Below are 20,343 nucleotides of genomic sequence, written 5' to 3'. Positions count from 1 at the left end.
ATTCATATTAAGCTTTACGAGGGCGTTGTATCGTCTGACGAGACGTGTATCAAGATGGGAGATATTAAATTGAAGAGCATGCTCTTCAATTTAACCCAAAACTTGGGATTTGTGTAGATACCTATGCCCTCTGGGAGAGGGTTGGGGTGAGGGAAACGTGCTTTTAATGAAAAAAGTATCAAAGCACCCCATTCTCCAACAACACTTCCAGCCCCTTCACCTTCTCCATATATTTCAGCCGTTCTTTTTCCCACTTCACTTGTTCTTTTAACACTGAAACATCACCATCAATCACCTTATACACATCTTTCACCTGCATATTTTTCGGTTTCGGTTTTTCACTCCAATGAAAACTATCTGTAATGTCATCTATCTGACTAGCTAAGCGTTGGCTTTGTGCCTCAAGCGCCATTTGATAAAACTTTAAATGTTCATCAGTTAAAGCTTTAGGGCTTTTGCCCTTATTAGTTTCTAGCTGTAATTGCAGCTTTAATAAATAAAACAAATCCTGTGCTTCATGAGCTTGATTCACCACTTGCAGCAACTCGGTTTTTTCAGCTTTTTTAGTTTCGTCAGGCTCGCGGTCTGGGTGAATCATTGCAGTGATTTTTAAATACACGGTTTTCAGTGATTGGTTCACTAACTTTTCAGCTTGTTCACGCTTTTGCGCTAAGCGTTTCCGCTGATGCTCTTCTTTCTCACGTTGATATTGTTCGCTGTCCCACTCTTCATATGACTCATATTCTTCTGTCGTTTCTTGTTCTATATCAACATAACCTTCTACTTTGCTCTGTTCAGTTTGGGCTGACTTGGCTTTTTTATTTGGCTTTTGATTGTGCGCATGATGCTGCTGATAAAAAGCATCCACCTCAGCGACTTTTTCAAGTTCTGCTGTATTTAAATAGTTGGATTTTTTTAGCTGCTTTGCCAATTTGGTGAGTTTGGCATCAAGCTGTGCTAAATCTGCTTTGGCAAAGTCTTCTTGTTGTATGTGCAGCCAAAGTTGCTCAAGCTGACGAAAGTACACCGCATGCAAATCACGATAGATCGGCACAAGTTTCAGCTGGATATAACTCTGAATTTCACTTTTGGCATTTTGCCAAAGATCTAAATCCAGCTTTTGCTGTTCGATTTGCTCAATCAGTTTATTCAGCTTTTTATGCTGTGGGGATAAAGCTTCAACACTCGGGAGTAAACTGACTTTTAACTCAAATGACATAAGCAAATTTAACGCAAAAAGAAAATTATAGCCGATCTAAGCACTAAACTTATGAGCCCTTTGCCTAACTCAAAAATCACGTTTTATTAATTAACGCTCAAACCGTTGTAAATATTGACTCAGCTCTTCCCGAACAACCACCTCATGTCCTGCATGACTTCGACTTTGTTCCAAGAGATGTTCTGAGTCGATCACTGCCACGCGATGACCATCCGCAATTAAACGGTCTACACCTTCAAAGAGCATTCGGACACCAACATCGTGTATCAAAGAAATATTGGTCAGATCTAAAATGATATGGTTAGTCGCAACAGGTTCATCCTCTAAGATCCGCAGCAACATTTCCGACTCAGTAAATTGCAATACGCCGCGCAGTTCATACACCACCACCGAATGATCAAGACCGCAGCTATAGCGACTTTGGACGATCGTTTGCGCTGAAGGAGTTCCCTCCATCACATGCAGCCCCATGTCCTTCGACAGTCGTTCAAATATTTCGACGCCTCGAACACTATTACCATGTGTATCCAGTTTCGGACTAAAGACAGCCAGCCCAACCTGACCCGGCAAAGCCCCCATGATGCCACCGGCCACACCACTTTTGGCAGGAATACCGACCGTTGTCAGCCAATCACCCGCAGCATCATACATGCCGCAAGTCATCATCACACTCAACACTTGGCGCACCACCGAACGTGACAGCAACCGTTTACCTGTGGCTGCTTGCACGCCACCATTGGCAAGCACACTGGCCATTTTTGCCAAATCTTTAACAGTCACTAATATTGCACACTGACGAATGTAACCATTCACCACATCTTCAGGGTCTTCTTCAAGCACACCGACTGTGCGCAGCATGTAACCGATCGACAAATTTCGAAAAGCCGTCTTCACTTCAGACTGGTAAACCGCTTCATCAAAACTCAGCTCACGCCCTGCCAGTTCACTTAAAAATTCACGGAGTTTTTCAGCTCGGGTGCTGTGTTCGTCATGCGGTAATAGTGAATGTGTGGTGATTGCCCCCGAATTGATCATCGGGTTTTTCGGGGTATTGCTCTGTGGATCGAGCGCAATTTGATTGAATGCCTCTCCCGATGGCTCGACACCGACTTTTTGTAAAACGCTGTCTAAACCAAGATGACGAATCGCTAAGGCATAAGCAAAAGGTTTAGACATCGACTGTATGGTGAACTCGACTTCGTCATCACCCGTGGAATAAATCGTGCCATCTACGGTAGACAGTGCCAAAGTCAGTCTATTCGGATTGGCGTTAGCTAACTCAGGAATATAATCTGCCAAAGCTCCGTGCTGATTGGCATCGCAGGCATTAAGGACATGCTGTAAATAATCTGGAACAGGCGTTTTCATAAGGGCTATTTTTTGTTGTGTGCTTTTTTATTTATAACAAATTGAGCTGCATCTGTATAAGTCCTTATGGTGAAGTCGTGTTCTGAGCTAAAACCTGTATGTGCTGTATATTCAAATGGTGCATCATTTCTCGAATAAAAACGAAATAACTGAGTTGAATGATTGCCTGTTCACCAAAGAGATTTTGATAATATTCAGTATGTTCAATCATTTCATTAAAGCCATGTTCTAAGCTTTGTCGGTCAATGCGGGTCGCATGTTCAAAAAAGGTCTGCACCAATATATGCAGCATCGCATCATTCGACTGAGCATAGCGCTGTGTCTGATAATCGAGCTGTAATCGTTCTAAAATTTCTTCAATTTCATAGATCAAATATTCAATCGCTAAAGCATCGAAGCGCTGATGTCGGACACATTTTTGCACCAAAGCGACTAAGCCATGATCAAAATGAATATTCCGTTGCTCAGTCTGAAAGTGGAGCTGCGCTAATCCGAGCTGAAATTGTAATTGCTGCATCGCTATCTTTTAAGTTTTTAATCTTCTGCCAAGTTTAACTCACGAAAGCTACGCACTTGGTTACGTCCTTGTTGCTTTGCCATGTACAGCGCTTGATCGGCCATACGCGTGACCACAGCAGACGGTGTCCCCTCAATCGCAGTTGCTACACCGAAACTTGCACTAATCTTCAACATATGTTGGTTGGCTATCATAGTTTCAGCTTCAGAAATGGCCAATCGACAGCGTTCAGCGACCTCTATCGCCTGCTCTAAACTCTGATTTTTTAGAATTAAAATGAATTCTTCACCGCCATAACGCCCAACCACATCTTGTACACGAGTATTGTCATTTAAAATTTGAGCAACACGTTGTAAAACGGCATCTCCTGCATCATGTCCATATTGGTCATTGATCAATTTAAAATGGTCGAGATCAAGCAAAACGACTGCAAATTCAGGCCGTGTCTGTTTGCTGAGCGTATCAAGTTCATGACTGACATAACGACGGTTAAACACATTGGTCAGGCCATCGACACGGCTGAGGACTTCCATCTTTTGTTCACGGTGTCGCCACTGTAAAAGCAAAATCTGAAAAAACACTGCACTCACAATCAATATGGGTAAATACAACTCCGCCATACTCATGAGCCAAAAGGCATTGTCGTAAAACTCACTCTGTTTTAAAGCCGGGCTGAAAATCGGTGCATATTCTAGATGGTCAATCGAAGTTTGATAGCAAATGTAGCCAATAAACAGTGTGATCGGAAATGTAATACTGAGCATAATTGCAGGACGATAAAAAACTAAACCGACCATCAACAAATTGACTGTTCCCGCCATGGTGGCAGGACTATAGATCCCGATCATATAGCCACCATAGATCATGCCGATCCCAAACAGGACGGGCGCAAAATAGCTAAAAAACAGTCTAAAATTTAAATATTTTTTGAAATAAATACTGAGTACTGCCAATACGCCATAACTGAGTAGGACTATACAAGCGACGATGATCCTGAACTTGAGTTCACTCGGATTAAACCAAATCCGATTGGTCGAATAATAAAAATTCATGATGCACCACTTCAACACGCTAACTTGACTCAGCATGCCAAAGATGAGAAGTAAACGCCCTTTATCGTAGTCAGACCAATTGATAATGAGATAGTCCGATTCAAACAAAAGATGCTTCAACTTACGCCATTGTACGCCCCATTTCGTACAGACAGCATTGCCCCAATTTTTCCCCATTAATCTTCTTTTTTATTTTATTATTTCGCTAGTTATACAAGGTTTTAGCTTCAAAAAGAAAGCCTATTTCACAGTTATAAGTGCAACATTTGAAGCCTTTAAACTTCACTTGCAACACTATTCAAATTACTTTTCCGCTATTTTTTTAGCTCAATTGGTCATTTTTATATTTTGAAATAACATGGTTTATTATTCTAAACGCTCGGTGAATAAAATCCCATTCAGATGATCGACCTCATGCTGTACGATCCGTGCGGGAAAACCATTCAGGGTTTTCTCTTTGACTTCACCTTGAAGCGTCAAATATCGCACGCTAATTTGTTCGGCTCTCGGGACTTGTCCTCGTGCATTCGGCACACTTAAGCAGCCTTCTTCACCCAAAACCGTGGTCGTAGATCGAGATGTAATCACTGGATTGACCATCACGATCGCCTCCATTTCAGGCGCATCGGGATAGCGTAAATTTGCACGTGAAGCCACGATAATCACCCGCTTAGAAACATAAATTTGCGGCGCCGCAATGCCTACGCCTTGACGCTCAAGCATGGTGGCATGCAGTGTTTCGCTCAATGCAATTAACCATGCAGAACCTATTTCAGACGCTTGCACCTCTGCGGCAGTTAGCGTCAAAATCGCTTCTCCACGCTGCGCAACAGCAGCAATATGACTCATGTTTTTATCCTTTTTCGTCTAACTGACTTAAATCACGTTGACTATAATGACGATGCTGTGTTCATTATTATCGGTTCTGAGTATAAAACAGCAGTGTGCTATGGCTTTGAATCTTTTATGGTTTATATAGAGTACTGAATAAAATAGCGGATCATAAATCTTTATATGATTGATATTTATCATTTAAAATTAAAGCACACCATCGCCCATTGCCTATCACTTTTTAAATTAACGTGGCTTTATCTATATTATTTTGTTCTTATTTAATGATATTTCCATAACTATAAGTTTTTAATAAGGCAAAAAAGTTTGATTATTCAATAAAAATTTGAATCACTAAAATCATCGCATGCTATTTGCTGTTGGAAAATATTTGCATGGAAGCTCAGCCACGCCTGACTCGTCAAGATAAACGTACCCTCGGACTGTCATCACTCGGTGGTGCTTTAGAGTTTTATGACTTCGTTATTTATGTGTTTTATGCCAAAATTATTTCGGAACTGTTTTTCCCCACTGGACTCAGTCCATTTTGGGCGATGCTGAATACCTACGGTATTTTTGCAGCCGGATATTTTTTCCGCCCATTGGGTGGTGTGGTGATGGCGCATTTTGGCGATTTGATTGGTCGTAAGCGTTTATTTAGTTTGTCTATTTTACTCATGGCTCTGCCTACACTGATGATCGGTGTGATGCCAACTTTTGAAAGTATTGGCTATGCAGCACCACTCCTGCTCCTACTGATGCGCGTGATTCAAGGCATCGCGATTGGTGGTGAAATCCCTGCGGCATGGACTTTTGTTTCAGAGCATGTGCCAGAGCAAAAAATTGGGATCGCCAACGGCCTACTCACTGCCGGCTTATCTTTAGGTATCCTATTGGGCGCACTGATGTCTTTGTTTATTTCATTACAATTTACAGAGTCAGAAATCCATGACTGGGCATGGCGGATTCCATTTATTCTAGGCGGGATCTTTGGTTTTGTTGCGCTCTATCTCCGCAGTTATTTAAAAGAAACGCCTGTATTTAAAGCCATGCAAGAAAAGAAACAATTGGCTAAAGAGCTTCCAGTAAAACAAGTGCTGCAACAACACAAAACAGGCGTTGTGATTGGTATGCTGTTTACATGGTTCTTAACCGGCTGTGTTGTTGTGCTGATTTTAGCGATGCCAAATTTACTCACAGGCGCCTTTGGTTTTGAGCGTGCCGATGCCTTTAAAATGCAAAGTGCCGCTATTGTGATGCAAATGGTCGGTTGTATCTTGGCAGGTCTTTTGGCAGATCGCTTCGGTGCGGGCAAAGTGATATTGTTCGGCTCCCTCCTTGTCGCGCTAATCGCGGGTGTGTTCTATAACAGCTTGGGCCATGTGGCGGCATCGACCGTGTTTGCGCTCTATATGCTGCTCGGCTTGGCATCAGGCACGGTTGGTATGGTGTCTTATAGTATGGTGAAAATGTTCCCTGCACAGATTCGTTTCTCGGGCATTTCATTTTCATACAATTTGGCCTATGCCATCGCTGGTGGTATCACCTTGCCATTGGTTCAATGGTTGAGTTTATACAGTAACATTGGCGCCATGTATTATATTTGGACCGTCTGTTTGGTGACCTTCTTTACTGCGATGCTCTATCGTCAACGTTTTGAAAAAACATCTCACTAAAAAAAAGCGGTCAATGACCGCTTTTTTTAACTCGCTTTCAAATCAATTCAGGCTTTTAAATTTTTACGCAATTCATCTTCTACAATTTCAATCTCAAGCTGACTAAAACGACGAATTTCACCTTCTGCATGTTTTTCTAGTAATCCACCTATCAATGGAACTTTGACTTTCACCGTCCAGTCCAAATTAAAACTGACTTGTGTCGCATCGCCACTGACACTTCGTTTGCAACTGGCTTCGAGCGGTAGGTTTGGATCCAGTTTGACATCTGACGTTAACGCCGCCAAATTACTAATATCTGTACGTTTTAAGCGAAACGCATCTTTTAAAAATTTCTTGGCAATATCTGGAATATTTACATCAAGGTTATACGCACGTTTTAAGGTATACATATCGCCTGTTTTTTTTGATTCTAAAATTTCTAGATTTTCACCCGGTATGCGTTTGCACACCGCTTCATGCAAGCTAATATCTGCGGCTAGTCGTTTAAAATCTTCAATTGAAACGCCATGAATAGTGGCATTGACGGTAAATTGATGTGCCATTCTCGTAATCCTTCAGGTCAATATAGGTTTTATTGTTTTATTTCGCCCAGTCTACAGTTGCTATAACTGTGTTTTGGATTAAATCGGAAAGCGTTATGGCTGTCATTGACCTGAAACCAAGCTAGAAAAACAGAATTGCCATACTGCAAATCAATCGGGCTTTGACTTAAAGGACTTTTTGATAGATTTGCCCATGCTGATCTTTGAACTCGAGCTGAAATTCCCAGCCCGCATCGATTTTTAAACACATCCCTGCATAGGACAACTTTGCGTACCAATGACCGAAGCCGAGGCTAAAAATATCAAAGCTGGCTTGTTCAGGAAGCTGTTGAATTGGTTTTGCATGTATTAAAGCGCTAGGTTCAAAAGACGTGCAGTGCGAGCCATAATCATGAAAAAGTTCGAAACATAGCTGATTAAAAATTTCAAATGTTGAATCTTTGGGATCAAGTTGCGTCATTGCTTTAATAGCTTCCCATATCTTTTCATTTCTTATTGCGCTTATTTTTATATTTCTATAACAAATCTTTGTGGTACTGCTTTTATAAATCTCAGTTTAATTTAAGTTGTTAATTTAACAGCATGCTATGCACTACACCATCCCGATCACGGTGTACCAATTTGATTGCTTGTGAATAATCGATCAAGATGCTTTGGTGTTTATAACTGATTTGGATGCCGTATTCATCTGCACCATCATCCAAACCGCTGATGCTACATTGCGTCCCTTGTGGAAATGCCTTGAGCCATTCAGCGTTATACACATCTGCTATTTGCTCAAACTGAAAAAAGCTCGCCTTTTGCTGCAGTAGAACCGTAGCTTGTCGGTCAAAACGCAGTTGCTGCTCAAGTTGAAAGTCGATAATCATGACTCTGCACGCTCTTTACTTATTCATCGGGATCGGATCATCGGCTATTAAAAGTAGCTTTGCCATCACCCAATGATCCTTATAAAGCTTTCATCGCCTGTTGCTGCTGTTTATTTTTGACTTGTGTCCATTGCCACCAACCAAATGCCGCCAAGCCCACAAAACCAGCATACAACGCCGCAGTGAGATACAGGTCTTTGTATATAAACATACCCACATAGATAATATCGACAAATACCCAAAGCACCCAAGTAGCAATATGTTTCCGGCTGGTCCAATACGTTGCGAGTAAGCTAAACGCGGCCAATTGTGCATCCAAAATCGGTACGGCTGCATCGGTAAAATAGTGCAGGCTTAAACCAAAAATCAAACCGCCCACCGCAGCTAAGAGCATTTGAAAGATCACGAGTTTGGTCGCAATCGGTTCAATACGAATGTCGTGGTCTTGTTGTTTGCCCTTCAACCAATGATAAAAACCGTAGAAGTTCACCACCACAAAGAAAAACTGCAAAATGGTTTCGCCATAAAGTTTGTAGGTATAAAACAAGTAGGCATACAGCAAAAAAGCTGCAAAGTTAAACCACCAACACCACATATTTCGCTTTATGGTTAAAGTCACCCCGATTAAGCTAATAATGACTGCAAATATTTCTAAGTTCGACATGGTTGATTGGGCCTTAAAAAAGCTGCAGCTATTATGGAAAAATTCAGCCTAAAGGCAAGCTATATCCTGCACTATTTCATATCAACTCTGTAAATTTTAAATCAAACCATTCAGCCAACTTACTTTGATTTTGATGTTTTGAACGCATCAGTTTTGACAGTTTTCTAACAATCGTTTAAAAACTTAGCTATGCATAAAGAATAATCAGAAGGAATCATCCAAATGTCAGAACAACAAGGTCGTGTAAGTCGAGAAATTCGTGGTCATCTTTATTTAATCGGTTTGGACCGTGCAGATAAACGAAATGCGTTTGACAGTCATTTAATTCATGACCTTTCACTGGCGCTCACTGAATATGAAGATGATCCAAATTTACGCTGTGCGGTAATTTTTGCTCATGGCGATCATTTTACTGCAGGTCTAGACTTGGTCGAACTACAACCCAAACTTGGCAGCGGGCTGTTTAATTTTCCTGATCAGCAAATTAATCCGTGGGGAACCAACTCACGACAACGAAAAAAACCAGTTGTGGTCGCGGTACAAGGGTTCTGTTTTACAGCGGGTATTGAACTCATGCTGAATGCCGATGTCGTGATCGCACAGCGTCAGACCGAGTTTGCTCAAATGGAAGTGCAACGTGGCATTCTTCCTTTTGGTGGTGCAACAGTTCGCTTTGTGCAAGCAGCGGGTTGGAATAAAGCCATGCGTTACTTACTCACGGGTGAACGTTTCAATGCGCAAACGGCATATGACATGAACTTGGTGACTGAAATCACTGACCAAGCGCCCTTATCTCGTGCGATCGAACTTGCAGAACAAATTGCACAGGCCGCACCATTGGCGGTTCAGGCAACACTGGCCTCAGCACAGCAAGGTGTGCATTTGGGAGCCGATGCTGCATTTTCTCAATTGGATCAGCACTTACAACCATTACTAGAAACACAAGATGTACAAGAAGGTGTCATGGCCATGCTACAACGTCGCGCAGCCAATTTTCAGGGCAAGTAAGCCTTTATTTAAACTGAGTAAACCCTTTACGTCCTGCCTATCAAGAGAAAAATTATGTCACCGGATTTAGAACCAGCAACGCAAGAAATATATAGTACACAGGTTAAGTTCCCTGCGACCGATGGCTATACGCTTTCAGGCGTTGAATATCGGCCTAATTCTGCCGCTAAAGCCAATATTATTATTTCAAGTGCAACAGGCGTCCCTCAACAATTTTACCGTCGGTTTGCCGAGTATGCCGCAGGACTCGGTTATCAAGTACTGACTTTTGATTATCGTGGTATTGGACGTTCTGCACCGTCAAAACTTAAAGGCTTTAAGATGTCCTACCTCGACTGGGGACGTTATGACCTTTCTGGCGCCATAGCTTATATGCAACAACATGGTCAGGAAACTTTTCTAGTGGGACACTCCTATGGCGGTCAAGCATTAGGCCTCACCTCAAATCATGATCAGATACGTGCCATGTATTGTTTTGGCACTGGCGCAGGTTGGCATGGCTATATGCCATTTAAGGAAAAAATGAAAGTGCACGTGATGTGGAATATCGTTTTTCCACCGATGGTTGCTGTCAAAGGGTATTTGCCTTGGAGCAAACTCAATATGGGCGCTGACCTTCCTGTCGATGTCTATAAGCAATGGCGTCGTTGGTGTAAAAACCCAACCTATTTCTTTGCCGACCCTGAGCTGAGTGAGCTATCTCAACAATATGCTGCAGTTCAAACGCCGATTTATGCGGTCGCTGCGCTCGATGATGACTGGGCATTACCCAATTCACGACATGCTTTTATGCAACATTATGCGCAAGCATCAATGCACTATATCAATATTGAAGCGCAAGATTATGGTCTAAAACATATTGGTCATATGGGATATTTCCGCAAAGGTGCTGAACCCTTATGGCAGGAAGTCATTGGAAGGTTTGACGAACTATTAGTCGGTTAAACCAATTTACTTTATACACATCATAGTGATTTATTTGGATAGAGAGATACATGCGTCCACGGAAAAACACCTCAGAACATCTATTACTACAGTCAGCACACGCCTTTAAACGCTATGGCTATATGGGCTGCAGCATGGGGAAATTGGCTGAAGCCTGTGGACTTTCAAAAGCTGCGTTTTATTATGACTATCCGAATAAAGACGCTTTGCTGATGGAAATTTTAAACCTGACACACGTGAAGTTAAAGCACAGTATTTTTCAGCAATTACAGCGATCCACTGCATCACCTCAACAGGCTTTCTCGCACATCCATCAACAGGCCATCCAGTTTTTTAGCCAAGGTGGATTAGGCTGTTTGGTCGGGATCTTAAGTATGGAGCGGCAACATTTACCTGCCGAGATTTTTGCAAAATTACAGTCCATCTTTCAGGAGTGGCAACTCGCCTTTGAAGTGTTTTTTAAGCGATGCATGACCATCGAACACGCCGCTCAACTTGCCAAAGTCAGCTTGGCGGATTATGAAGGCGCTATTTTAATGGCCCGAATAACCGATGATTTGAGTTATCTCGATTTAGTCCAAGATCGCATTTTGCTTCAACTTGCGGAGTCTTGATAGCGATATTCAATTTTATGTTCTTCGCCAAAACGGTCGACATGTGTATAAAACTCACCGTATCGGCCTAAATAATACTCGAGTGATTGATTGTAAAAATTCCAATAAATCGACCATTCATTCAAATCTAATTGGCGAATTTGAGTTTTACAATTCACTGGCATGCGACGTAAAAAGACTTCTTGTAACTGCTCGGCTGCCTGTAGCGAATCTAATTTGTATTGTTGTTGAAAGAAAATTTCCGCAATATCATCAAAAAGTTGCTGTTCATATTCATCAACTTCAATGACCTGATCGACTTGGCGTATAGCATCATCATTCGATGCTAAAGAGATACTGTTCGATTTTTCTGGTGCTTGGTAGCGCGTATATTTTTGACGATATTTTTCTGTTTTTAGGATTTTTTTGACCACAATGCCCGCTGCAGACAACGCGATCAGAATACATATCACAATGAGAAAATTAACCATAATAACAACCTACTGCCGATGACGCGCATGCACATCTTGAATCATCGAATATTTTTATGGACTAATATAACGCACAATAACGTTTAAAATTCATACAAAATTATTTTAAAGCTGAAATTTGGCCTATTTTCTTTGCTAATTTATTTCAAACTATTACACCTGCTGAAATCATTGAGTATGTATACATTTCTAAAAGATCTATTATTACTTTAAAAACAGTATAGTTAGATGCATTTATGTGGTTATTTATCCATATTTAATGATTAATTTATAAATATACATTTGTAAATTTTGCAACAATTTTGAAATAAAAACCCAACCCAACGGCGCAATGGCAGCAAAAAAACATAAAACGCAACAATAAGCCTCTTTAAGCACAGGGCGATATCTTCTGAAATGGCAGGCTGTTGGAGTTTTTTTATAAAAAGAAAAAATTATGATACGCGAAGCACAAATCCAGGACATACCCGAAATTATTAACGTGATTCACAACAGCATTCGTTCATGTATCCAGGACCATCAACGTAATGAAAGTGTGATTCAAACTTGGCTTGAGGAGGCAAATCAATCAAATATCTTAATGTGGATGCTTTACAACGATAGTTGGGTCTACGTCAGTGACAATCGAGTGGTCGGCTTTATTTTAGTCAGTGATCAGGGACAAATTTTACTGAACTATATTTGCCCTGAACGTCAGTACCAAGGCATTGGTAAGGCGTTATTATTAAACATGATGCACTGTGTCCGGAAAAAGAATATTACCGAGATCAGTCTAGAAAGTACCCATACGGCACTCGCCTTTTACCAAAAATATGGCTTTGTCACACATCAGGATTTTGAGCCTGCTGATGTTCCGCTCAAATTGGTTAAACAGCTCTGTTAGTAGAGAGATAAAGTTCATAGAAGGATAGATTTTCAAACAGCATGAATTTGAGAGATGAATTTAAATGAGTATTGGCAATGGTACTAACAATAGCACCGCAAAGTTTTCACCGTTTACAACGGAGTATCAAGGCTTAAGTTGATCGCGTCCTGCCTGTTTGGCCATATATAAATAATGGTCTGCATGCTTCATTAAGGCTTCGATACTTTCGAAGTCATTCTGCTTATCCATCCATGCCATCCCCAAACTCAGTGTGACGTAATTTTTGTCATCACCCCGATTAACATGTTCAAGCTGTTCATTACGCATGGCTTCGAGTACCAATTGGAATTGCTCTTGGGCAATCGCATACGGAACATCATGCATCAATATGGCAAACTCCTCTCCCCCGTAGCGAGCCACATAGGCTGAACTTGGCAGAGTGTTTTGCATGGTTTTCACGATCTGCTGTAACACCTCATCGCCTTTGAGATGTCCATAGTGGTCATTATAATTTTTAAAATAATCGACATCTAACATGGCAAAGACCAATGTTCGATGGCTATGAAAACGGACCTCCGAATATAAGCGTTGAATTTCAGCATTCAGTGCACGGCGGTTGAATGCCCCCGTTAAGGCATCAATACGAATTTGTAGCTCTAATTTTTTATTCAGCTCATGGAGCTGTAAGGTGCGCTCTTTGACTTTCTGATCGAGTGAACTGTTTAGCTCAAGCAAACTATTATTCAACTGTTCCGTATGCATCGACTGCTGTGCATAATGGTGCGATTGCTGAAACATGATCAACAAGGCATACAAACTGGTTGAAATGAACGATAAATTGACTGAATCAATCAAATTCATCATCAGCAAAAAGTCGTTTAAAAAGGTAATGCACAGGAAAATAACCGCGATTAAATTTAATTTTGAATACGGTTCTTTCTTTTTCAGTGTTAGGTAAAAACCATACGCAAAATTACTTAGAACAACGATCACATAGGCAAAACTGTAAGTTGCCAAAGGTTGAAAAATTTCAGGCGTCGAAACAAAAGTCACTGAAATATTCAACGACAACAGCAAAATCGCGATCTGATAATTTAAGGTAAATAAATAGCGACGACTGAGCAAGTGGATATAACTTAAAAAGAAAATCGATGCCAAATAGGTAAATAAGTATTCTAATCGCGTGCCCCACAACCAATTGATATCGGTAAAAGTGGTATAGGCATAAGGTGCTGAAAATAAATTATGGAGTGCTAAAAAGACAATAAATAAGCCAAACACCAAGTTACTTCGGCTATTGCGACCGCGTAAACCTCGGAAAACAGAAAATAGGATCGTAAATAATCCAACACCCAATACAGCTCCCGATACCATCCCAATACTCATCATTTGTCGTTGGAATTGGCGGTTTACCGTCTTGGCAATACCAATACGCATTGGGTTTTCAAAACCGCCATGCATACTGTTAAAACTCGAAGCCTGAATGGTTAAGGTGAAATATTCATCTTGAGCGACGAAATAGGCAATTCGCGGCGCATTTTCCGTTTTTTGTTCTGCTTCAGTTTGTCCCACTTCACCCAAACGGACGATCACATCACCATTTAAAAATACCCGATACGCACCGTACTGATTTGGAATCAATATTGCGATACGACGGCCAATAAATTGTTTGGGGATTTGGAAATGTCCAGTAAATGTCCCAAAGCCTTTACTATCCCCTGTGATGTCTTTAAATGAAGCAGGCAGATAGACCGTTTGACCGACCAGAACTGAACTTGGAGACGTTAAAAATTGATTTGGATAAAACAACCATTTGCCTTGCAATAGGCTACTGGTATCTTCTGTGAAGTAGATTTGGTTAACTTCGTTTTGATGCTTTAAATAAAATGATTTAGGCGCAGTTTCATACTGTGCTTGAGCAGTCGATACAGTGAGTGCCAATGTAAAAATAATAAAGGTAAGAACCCAGAACAATCTGGTGCAAGGCAACTGTAAAGACAACGGCTTTGATTCCTGCGTTTATACTCGAGCAATTATTCTAATCTACGGTAAAAGACAAAAATAACAACTACTATTTTATCCAATTGATCAATAACGTCCATGTCATTGATCTAAAACTATTGATCTATTAATCGCGAGTTTTTACGTCATACAATTCAATCTCAAAAATAAGATTTGAATTGGCAGGAATCACATTGCCCATTTTACGCTCACCATAAGCTAAATGTGATGGCACGATTAACTTACGTTTACCACCGACTTTCATCCCCATGATGCCCTGATCCCAACCTTTAATCACACGGCCTGTACCAATTACCGTTTCAAAATAATTACCACGATCCAGTGATGAATCGAATTTAGTGCCGTCTTCTAACCAGCCTGTATAGTGTGTTGTAATCAAAGCGCCTTTAACCGCTTCTTTACCTTCGCCTACCACTAAGTCAATAATTTCTAATTCTTTGCTCATGCTCTCAACCTCAAATGCCGCAATCAAAATAAAACCCTATTATAAACAGGATTACTTTGGATGCCGTAGTAAATACGCTGTTAAAAATTGAGCTCCAGAATATCCTGATCATTCATTAGATCTTGAGTTAATTTTCTATGGTTTGTCGCAGAGCCAATTAAGATCCAACGCCCACTGATTTTATGTTCAGTTTTATGTCGCACACTACGAACCACTTGCATTTGATAGGTTTTAAACAGCTCTTCATAGTCATCCAGCGTTTGTTGTCGAAAGTGACAAACGATACGATAACTCCGTGCTTGGTTTTTCGCTTCAATCCACGCTTGAATATAAATCAAAACAATTAAAACGATCAGCACAATCACCGTACCAATCAAGCTCAGCACGATATAGCCCGCTCCCGCAGCCATGCCTAAGGCAGCGGTCATCCAAATGGTAGTTGCTGTGGTAATGCCTGAAATTCGATTTTCATCTTTAAAAATTACCCCCGCACCCAAAAAGCCGAGGCCAGTCAAAATATTGGCCGCAATTCGATCATGACTATCAACGCCGATACGTAACGATAAGATAGTAAATAAACATGAACTTAAACTGACCATAATCATGGTGCGCAGACCTGCCGACTTACTTCGGTACTCACGTTCCGCACCAATGACAGCGCCAATCATAAGCGCCACAAATAACAAATAAAAATCAGGGTACATCGGCTGCTCCCCATCTTTAAAATTTTCTCATTGTTTGTAGATATACCGAATTTTATAGTCAGGATGCAAGCCTGAACTCACATCCATCGTGATGAGTTAAATCACATCAAATGCTTATTGCAATTGTGTCCATTCAATCACCGCTTGAGCTTTATCACCAATCAAAGTCCATTCGCCATCCATCACATTTAATTGTAAAGACATGGTTCGTTCGCATAACTCTTGAATGGCAGCTGTACTCGCTTCAGATAATTGCCAAATTTCAACATTCTTCAGGGTTTTCAGTTTGCTGTTGCGTTTATACCATTCGTCTACTGAAGAACCATAGGTAATCACAGCAACGTGTGGGCAACGAGCACTGGCTTTTTTGACTTTGTCTTCGTCAGGGCAACCGACTTCAATCCATTTCACCAATTGACCTGTTAAATCTTTTTCCCACAGCGCTGGTTCGTCTGTTTCGAAAAGATCTTTGGTAAATTCTAATGCTTCATCTGCATAGCGTGCATATGCCAAGACACGTACCATCAAACGTTCAATCGTTTCAGAAGGATGCAAAGCCATCGTCAATTGATAATCACCATATTGGTGTACATCCATATTGGCAATGTTCAAATCTGCTTTATAAATTGTAGCTTTTAGCGCCATGGTAAAGTCCTCAAATTTGGCGCTTAGCATATAAGATTTAGCAAGCTTTTGCTGCGTTGATTTACTTATTTCTCCGCTTTCTCGGCATCAATACGGCACTGCATTAATCGATCTTCAAAGTCGAGCCATTCACGTTCAGTCTGGTAAATAATTTCGACACGATTATCGATACTTTCCTCGCTCGACTGATAATTAAACTGATCGGGATTAAAGTTAAAGGTTTTCCAACCTTGGTCTGTCTGAAAAATACCTTTGATCCGTAGCCAATCTTGCTGCTCACAGAGTAAATCTAACAACTCAAAAAAGTCGAAGGTCCATCGTTTTGGGAGTTTCCAACCTGCGACACTATAGCCCTGAGCGGATTCAACATAATGATAAGGCAACTGTTTAATTTCTGTGGGCACATCGACCAGCATTTGCTTTTGTATCGCCAATAAAGGCTGAATTTTACGCGGACTTCCCACATAGGCGAGATCAATATTTGCCAGTTTTAAATCACCTTTTACAACATTGATCCATTGCTGCTGATACGGTAAATATGCTTGTTTGAGTCGTTCCAAACCAGCTTGATCGGCATCACTCATACAATCGACATGAGACACCACAACGATTTGTGCCACTTTGAGTTGATCGGCATACAGGTTTTGTGACGTCCAATCTTGATCATGTAAGCGTGAGCCATCGACCACGGTCACCAATGCTCGCATGGCTAAATGCGGATGCCAATGTGGCTCGGTCAATTGCTCCAAAAGTTGTCCCGGATGCCCTAAACCTGTCGGCTCAATAAACAGTCGGTCGGGTTTCACCTCTGACAATAATCGTGACAACGCAATTTGCATCGGCAGTTGACTGCTACAACATAGACAACCACCCAATAATTCCTTGACCGCAAAGCCCTGATCTTGCGGCAACATCTGTTGATCGACCCCGATTTGTCCAAACTCGTTCATCAGTACGGCCCAAGTTTCGCCCGCTGGCTTTTGCTTCAATAACTGCTGTAAAACTGTGGTTTTACCCGCACCTAAAAAGCCAGAAATAATATGAACAGGAATCGCACCGTGGGTAGAAACTAATTTCAAAAGTGAGTCACTCAAATAAATAGCCAATGATTAATGGCCTTTACCATAATGATTTCAAAAAAATGCTGCAAGCTTAGTGTTCATTTCTCTGTCTTCATTTTTCTAAAGCATAGATCAGCCTAGTATCCGAGGCATTGAATGATGATCTGGCTGTTAAACAGCCTGTTATTCCATTTGCATGAATGCATGACATATCTGGTCACACTTTATTGGCAAAGTTAACCCTTATATTAAAAAAAATGGTCATATCGAAAAGAATCCTTACATTTGGATTTTATCGAAATTTCTGGATTCTGCTTATTTACGACATCGATGTAATCATCATGTAAACAATGAATGAATCATGAAGCCGATTTGGTCATTTTTTCTTGCAAAGTTAAATGAAGATTCCGATATTTTTTAACATTTAAAACACAGGATGGAAGGTTATGTATTCATCCAGTTAACCAGTCTGTTTCACTTTGTTGCTCGCATTGATCACTCGGTTTTCTCGATTTAGCATGAGTTCTCTCCTGATGGACGTGATGATCTTTTCAGGACTTACTAAAATATATAAGGATGCTCAAAATGAAATTAACTCAAATTTTACTTGCTTCTACTCTAGCTGCTGCAGCTGCAACAAGTTTTGCTGCGAGCAAAGATAAACAAGAAGCGCCTGAACAAGAAAAAGTAGTGGTTAGCACTCAAGAACAGCCAGCGACTGAAACAACTGCTGCTGAAGGTACTGCTGCTCAACCTGCTTCAGAAGCAAATGCTGAAGGTTCTGCACCAGCTCAACCTGCTCAGTAATAGACGGATAGCGTACTCCACACGCTAAATTCATTTAGTCTGCTGCTCAACATTTATCCCTCACTAATAAAATGTTGTGCTAAATGAATTAAAGTCGCCGGATCATTGAAAAATGGTTCGGCTTTTTTATGCTCAAAGCCACTGATTAATAGATTTTAATGATCGATAAATCATTCAAAATGATTGATGATTTTCATATAAATAAATATATATCATCCACTTAAAATAAAACCCTGCAAAAAACACGACAATTCGATTCATCGTTTCGACTTATGCCTAGCTTGTTGAAAGCCTCGGTTTAGAACTTAATAGTGGCATATGTGAAGTGATTGGATGTTTACGCATGAGCAATAAAGCAAATTACACAACGGAAGTTGCCATTCTGGGCGCAGGTCCTGTCGGCTTAACCATTGCAAACTACTTAAGTAAGCAAGGTGTCAAAGTCACTGTGATTGAACAACTGGACAGCCTGATTGACTACCCACGTGCGATTGGTATTGATGATGAATCATTACGTACCATCCAATCATTAGGTTTAGTGGACCAAGTGTTACCGCATACGACACCGAACCACGCGATGCGTTTCTTAACCCCTAAAGGCCGTTGTTTCGCTGACATTCAACCGCTCACTCGTGAATTTGGTTTCTCACGTCGTAATGCCTTTATTCAACCGCAAGTCGATAATGTACTGCTACAAGGTTTAAAACAGTACGAAACCACAAATGTTTTATTCTCTCGTCAATTGTCTGATTTTAGCCAAGATGCCAATGGTGTAACGCTAAATATTCAAAATAAAGACGGTGAAGCTGAAAAAATTCAAGCGCAGTATTTGATTGCTTGTGATGGTGGTAACTCAGTGGTACGTCGTACCCTCAACATCGGCTTCGATGGTAAAACTGCACCGAACCAATGGATCGTGATCGACATCAATAACGACCCACTTGCAACGCCACACATTTACCTATGCTGTGACCCTGTGCGTCCTTATGTATCTGCTGCGCTTCCACACGGTATTCGTCGTTTCGAATTTATGGTGATGCCTGGTGAAACTCAAGAAGAATTAAGCAAACCTGAAAACATTGCCAAATTATTGTCGAAAGTGCTTCCAACGACCGATGGTATTGAAGTGATTCGTCAGCGTGTTTATACCCACAATGCCCGTATTGCAGATAAATTCCGTGTAGACCGTATTTTACTTGCAGGCGATGCTGCGCACATCATGCCAGTATGGCAAGGTCAAGGGTATAACAGTGGTATGCGTGATGCATTCAACCTTGCGTGGAAAGTTGCAATGGTTGTACAAGGCAAAGCTGGCCCTGCGCTTTTAGATACGTACCAAGTTGAACGTAAAGATCATGCCAAAGCGATGATTGATCTTTCTGTAATGGCGGGTCATGTCCTTGCGCCACCAAAAAAATGGCAAGGTTTCGTGCGTGATGGTATTGCCTATGCGCTCAATTACATCAAACCGATCAAGCAATATCTATTGGAAATGCGCTTCAAACCAATGCCGAAGTACAACGATGGTGCATTGATCAATAACGGTGTTAAAGACTCACCTGTGGGTAAAATGTTCATTCAACCACATGTTCAACTTGAATCTGGTGAGAAAGTCCTACTTGATGAAGTCATCGGTAACGACTTTGCAATCATTGCTTGGGGCGTCGATCCAAAATGGGGTCTGTCAGATGCGACCATAAAAAAATGGCAAAAATTGGGCGTTAAATTTATCCAAGTATTGCCTGCTGTTCAGCTTAGCAATGAAAATCGCACCAAGTACGACAATGTAATTACGATTGGTGATATTGGTACTGATATTCGTGGTTGGTTTGGTAAAACCACTGAATCTGTTACGATTCTTCGCCCAGACCGCTTTGTTGCAGCGATTGCAATTCCACAAAATTTAGATAGCGTGAGCCAACAATTGTTTGCAAAATTGCATGCTTAATAATCTAAATAGATCTGCAAGAATTAAAAATCACCATGCATAAAGCATGGTGATTTTTTTCTACAATC

The 20,343-nt window shown here is 41.0% G+C and carries 22 protein-coding genes; 7 read left to right on the top strand and 15 right to left on the bottom strand.

Annotation, left to right across the window (positions count from 1 at the left end):
• Positions 1 to 178: 178 nt before the first annotated feature.
• From FTT94_RS08215 to def, 5 genes are all read right to left on the bottom strand, one after another.
• A complete protein-coding gene (locus tag FTT94_RS08215; protein WP_180113771.1) occupies positions 179 to 1,219 on the bottom strand; it encodes a molecular chaperone DnaJ in 1,041 nt (346 codons plus the stop codon).
• Positions 1,220 to 1,309: 90 nt separating this feature from the next.
• Positions 1,310 to 2,587: a glutaminase gene (locus tag FTT94_RS08210; RefSeq protein ID WP_180170586.1), complete on the bottom strand. Its 1,278-nt coding sequence runs from the start codon at positions 2,585 to 2,587 to the stop codon at positions 1,310 to 1,312.
• Between the two features lie 64 nt (positions 2,588 to 2,651).
• Positions 2,652 to 3,104: a hypothetical protein gene (locus tag FTT94_RS08205; RefSeq protein WP_180170585.1), complete on the bottom strand. Its 453-nt coding sequence runs from the start codon at positions 3,102 to 3,104 to the stop codon at positions 2,652 to 2,654.
• A 17-nt stretch (positions 3,105 to 3,121) separates the two neighbouring features.
• Positions 3,122 to 4,333 (bottom strand): GGDEF domain-containing protein, encoded by a 1,212-nt coding sequence (locus tag FTT94_RS08200; RefSeq protein ID WP_180170584.1) that lies wholly within the window; start codon positions 4,331 to 4,333, stop codon positions 3,122 to 3,124.
• Between the two features lie 189 nt (positions 4,334 to 4,522).
• Positions 4,523 to 5,005: a peptide deformylase gene (gene def, locus FTT94_RS08195; RefSeq protein WP_180170583.1), complete on the bottom strand. Its 483-nt coding sequence runs from the start codon at positions 5,003 to 5,005 to the stop codon at positions 4,523 to 4,525.
• 377 nt (positions 5,006 to 5,382) lie between these two features.
• Here def and FTT94_RS08190 point away from each other — a divergent pair, with 377 nt between their 5' ends.
• The gene (locus FTT94_RS08190) at positions 5,383 to 6,663 is read left to right on the top strand and encodes an MFS transporter (protein ID WP_180005319.1); all 1,281 of its coding nucleotides are present in this window, start codon (positions 5,383 to 5,385) and stop codon (positions 6,661 to 6,663) included.
• Between the two features lie 47 nt (positions 6,664 to 6,710).
• Here the strand turns inward: FTT94_RS08190 and FTT94_RS08185 are convergent, their stop codons facing one another.
• The 4 genes from FTT94_RS08185 to pnuC form a co-directional block, all read right to left on the bottom strand.
• A complete protein-coding gene (locus FTT94_RS08185) occupies positions 6,711 to 7,208 on the bottom strand; it encodes a DUF2505 family protein (protein WP_180005318.1) in 498 nt (165 codons plus the stop codon).
• Positions 7,209 to 7,374: 166 nt separating this feature from the next.
• Positions 7,375 to 7,668, bottom strand: a complete 294-nt coding sequence (locus FTT94_RS08180) for a hypothetical protein (protein WP_180170582.1) — start codon at positions 7,666 to 7,668, stop codon at positions 7,375 to 7,377.
• 109 nt (positions 7,669 to 7,777) lie between these two features.
• Positions 7,778 to 8,077: a hypothetical protein gene (locus FTT94_RS08175; RefSeq protein ID WP_180170581.1), complete on the bottom strand. Its 300-nt coding sequence runs from the start codon at positions 8,075 to 8,077 to the stop codon at positions 7,778 to 7,780.
• A 79-nt stretch (positions 8,078 to 8,156) separates the two neighbouring features.
• Positions 8,157 to 8,741: a nicotinamide riboside transporter PnuC gene (gene pnuC, locus FTT94_RS08170; RefSeq protein ID WP_168379271.1), complete on the bottom strand. Its 585-nt coding sequence runs from the start codon at positions 8,739 to 8,741 to the stop codon at positions 8,157 to 8,159.
• A gap of 222 nt (positions 8,742 to 8,963) precedes the next feature.
• Between pnuC and FTT94_RS08165 the strand changes: the two genes are divergently transcribed.
• Genes FTT94_RS08165 through FTT94_RS08155 form a run of 3 tightly spaced genes read left to right on the top strand, consistent with a single transcriptional unit; the run spans position 8,964 to position 11,308 of the window.
• Entirely contained in the window at positions 8,964 to 9,749 is a 786-nt protein-coding gene (locus FTT94_RS08165; protein ID WP_180170580.1) for a crotonase/enoyl-CoA hydratase family protein, read from the top strand.
• A 54-nt stretch (positions 9,750 to 9,803) separates the two neighbouring features.
• On the top strand, positions 9,804 to 10,694 hold the full coding sequence (locus FTT94_RS08160; protein WP_180170579.1) for an alpha/beta fold hydrolase: 891 nt from the start codon (positions 9,804 to 9,806) through the stop codon (positions 10,692 to 10,694).
• Between the two features lie 50 nt (positions 10,695 to 10,744).
• On the top strand, positions 10,745 to 11,308 hold the full coding sequence (locus FTT94_RS08155; RefSeq protein WP_168379274.1) for a TetR/AcrR family transcriptional regulator: 564 nt from the start codon (positions 10,745 to 10,747) through the stop codon (positions 11,306 to 11,308).
• On the opposite strand, the gene FTT94_RS08150 is transcribed toward FTT94_RS08155, so the two are convergent.
• Positions 11,290 to 11,778: a hypothetical protein gene (locus FTT94_RS08150; RefSeq protein WP_168379275.1), complete on the bottom strand. Its 489-nt coding sequence runs from the start codon at positions 11,776 to 11,778 to the stop codon at positions 11,290 to 11,292. The two genes, FTT94_RS08155 and FTT94_RS08150, sit on opposite strands and share 19 nt — an antisense overlap.
• Positions 11,779 to 12,214: 436 nt before the next feature.
• On the opposite strand from FTT94_RS08150, the gene FTT94_RS08145 reads away from it, so the two are divergent.
• A complete protein-coding gene (locus FTT94_RS08145) occupies positions 12,215 to 12,661 on the top strand; it encodes a GNAT family N-acetyltransferase (RefSeq protein WP_180055504.1) in 447 nt (148 codons plus the stop codon).
• A gap of 126 nt (positions 12,662 to 12,787) precedes the next feature.
• Here the strand turns inward: FTT94_RS08145 and FTT94_RS08140 are convergent, their stop codons facing one another.
• The 5 genes from FTT94_RS08140 to FTT94_RS08120 form a co-directional block, all read right to left on the bottom strand.
• Positions 12,788 to 14,584 carry a diguanylate cyclase domain-containing protein gene (locus FTT94_RS08140; RefSeq protein ID WP_180170588.1) on the bottom strand — a complete coding sequence of 599 codons (1,797 nt, stop codon included), beginning with the start codon at positions 14,582 to 14,584 and terminating at the stop codon, positions 12,788 to 12,790.
• A 187-nt stretch (positions 14,585 to 14,771) separates the two neighbouring features.
• Positions 14,772 to 15,110 (bottom strand): FKBP-type peptidyl-prolyl cis-trans isomerase, encoded by a 339-nt coding sequence (locus tag FTT94_RS08135; protein WP_180005310.1) that lies wholly within the window; start codon positions 15,108 to 15,110, stop codon positions 14,772 to 14,774.
• 80 nt (positions 15,111 to 15,190) lie between these two features.
• Positions 15,191 to 15,814, bottom strand: coding sequence for an MgtC/SapB family protein (locus FTT94_RS08130; protein ID WP_180007545.1), 624 nt, complete (start codon positions 15,812 to 15,814; stop codon positions 15,191 to 15,193).
• Between the two features lie 114 nt (positions 15,815 to 15,928).
• A complete protein-coding gene (locus FTT94_RS08125) occupies positions 15,929 to 16,459 on the bottom strand; it encodes a YaeQ family protein (protein WP_078191423.1) in 531 nt (176 codons plus the stop codon).
• 65 nt (positions 16,460 to 16,524) lie between these two features.
• Positions 16,525 to 17,538 carry a GTP-binding protein gene (locus FTT94_RS08120; RefSeq protein ID WP_180170578.1) on the bottom strand — a complete coding sequence of 338 codons (1,014 nt, stop codon included), beginning with the start codon at positions 17,536 to 17,538 and terminating at the stop codon, positions 16,525 to 16,527.
• Between the two features lie 567 nt (positions 17,539 to 18,105).
• On the opposite strand from FTT94_RS08120, the gene FTT94_RS08115 reads away from it, so the two are divergent.
• Positions 18,106 to 18,327 (top strand): hypothetical protein, encoded by a 222-nt coding sequence (locus FTT94_RS08115; protein WP_078191424.1) that lies wholly within the window; start codon positions 18,106 to 18,108, stop codon positions 18,325 to 18,327.
• Positions 18,328 to 18,670: 343 nt separating this feature from the next.
• Positions 18,671 to 20,275: a bifunctional 3-(3-hydroxy-phenyl)propionate/3-hydroxycinnamic acid hydroxylase gene (locus FTT94_RS08110; RefSeq protein WP_180170577.1), complete on the top strand. Its 1,605-nt coding sequence runs from the start codon at positions 18,671 to 18,673 to the stop codon at positions 20,273 to 20,275.
• Positions 20,276 to 20,343: the final 68 nt, after the last annotated feature.

Origin of the sequence: Acinetobacter sp. YH12027 (genome assembly GCF_013420085.1) — a bacterium.
GTDB lineage: Bacteria > Pseudomonadota > Gammaproteobacteria > Pseudomonadales > Moraxellaceae > Acinetobacter > Acinetobacter amyesii.
This window is presented reverse-complemented; position numbering and strand designations above follow the sequence as displayed.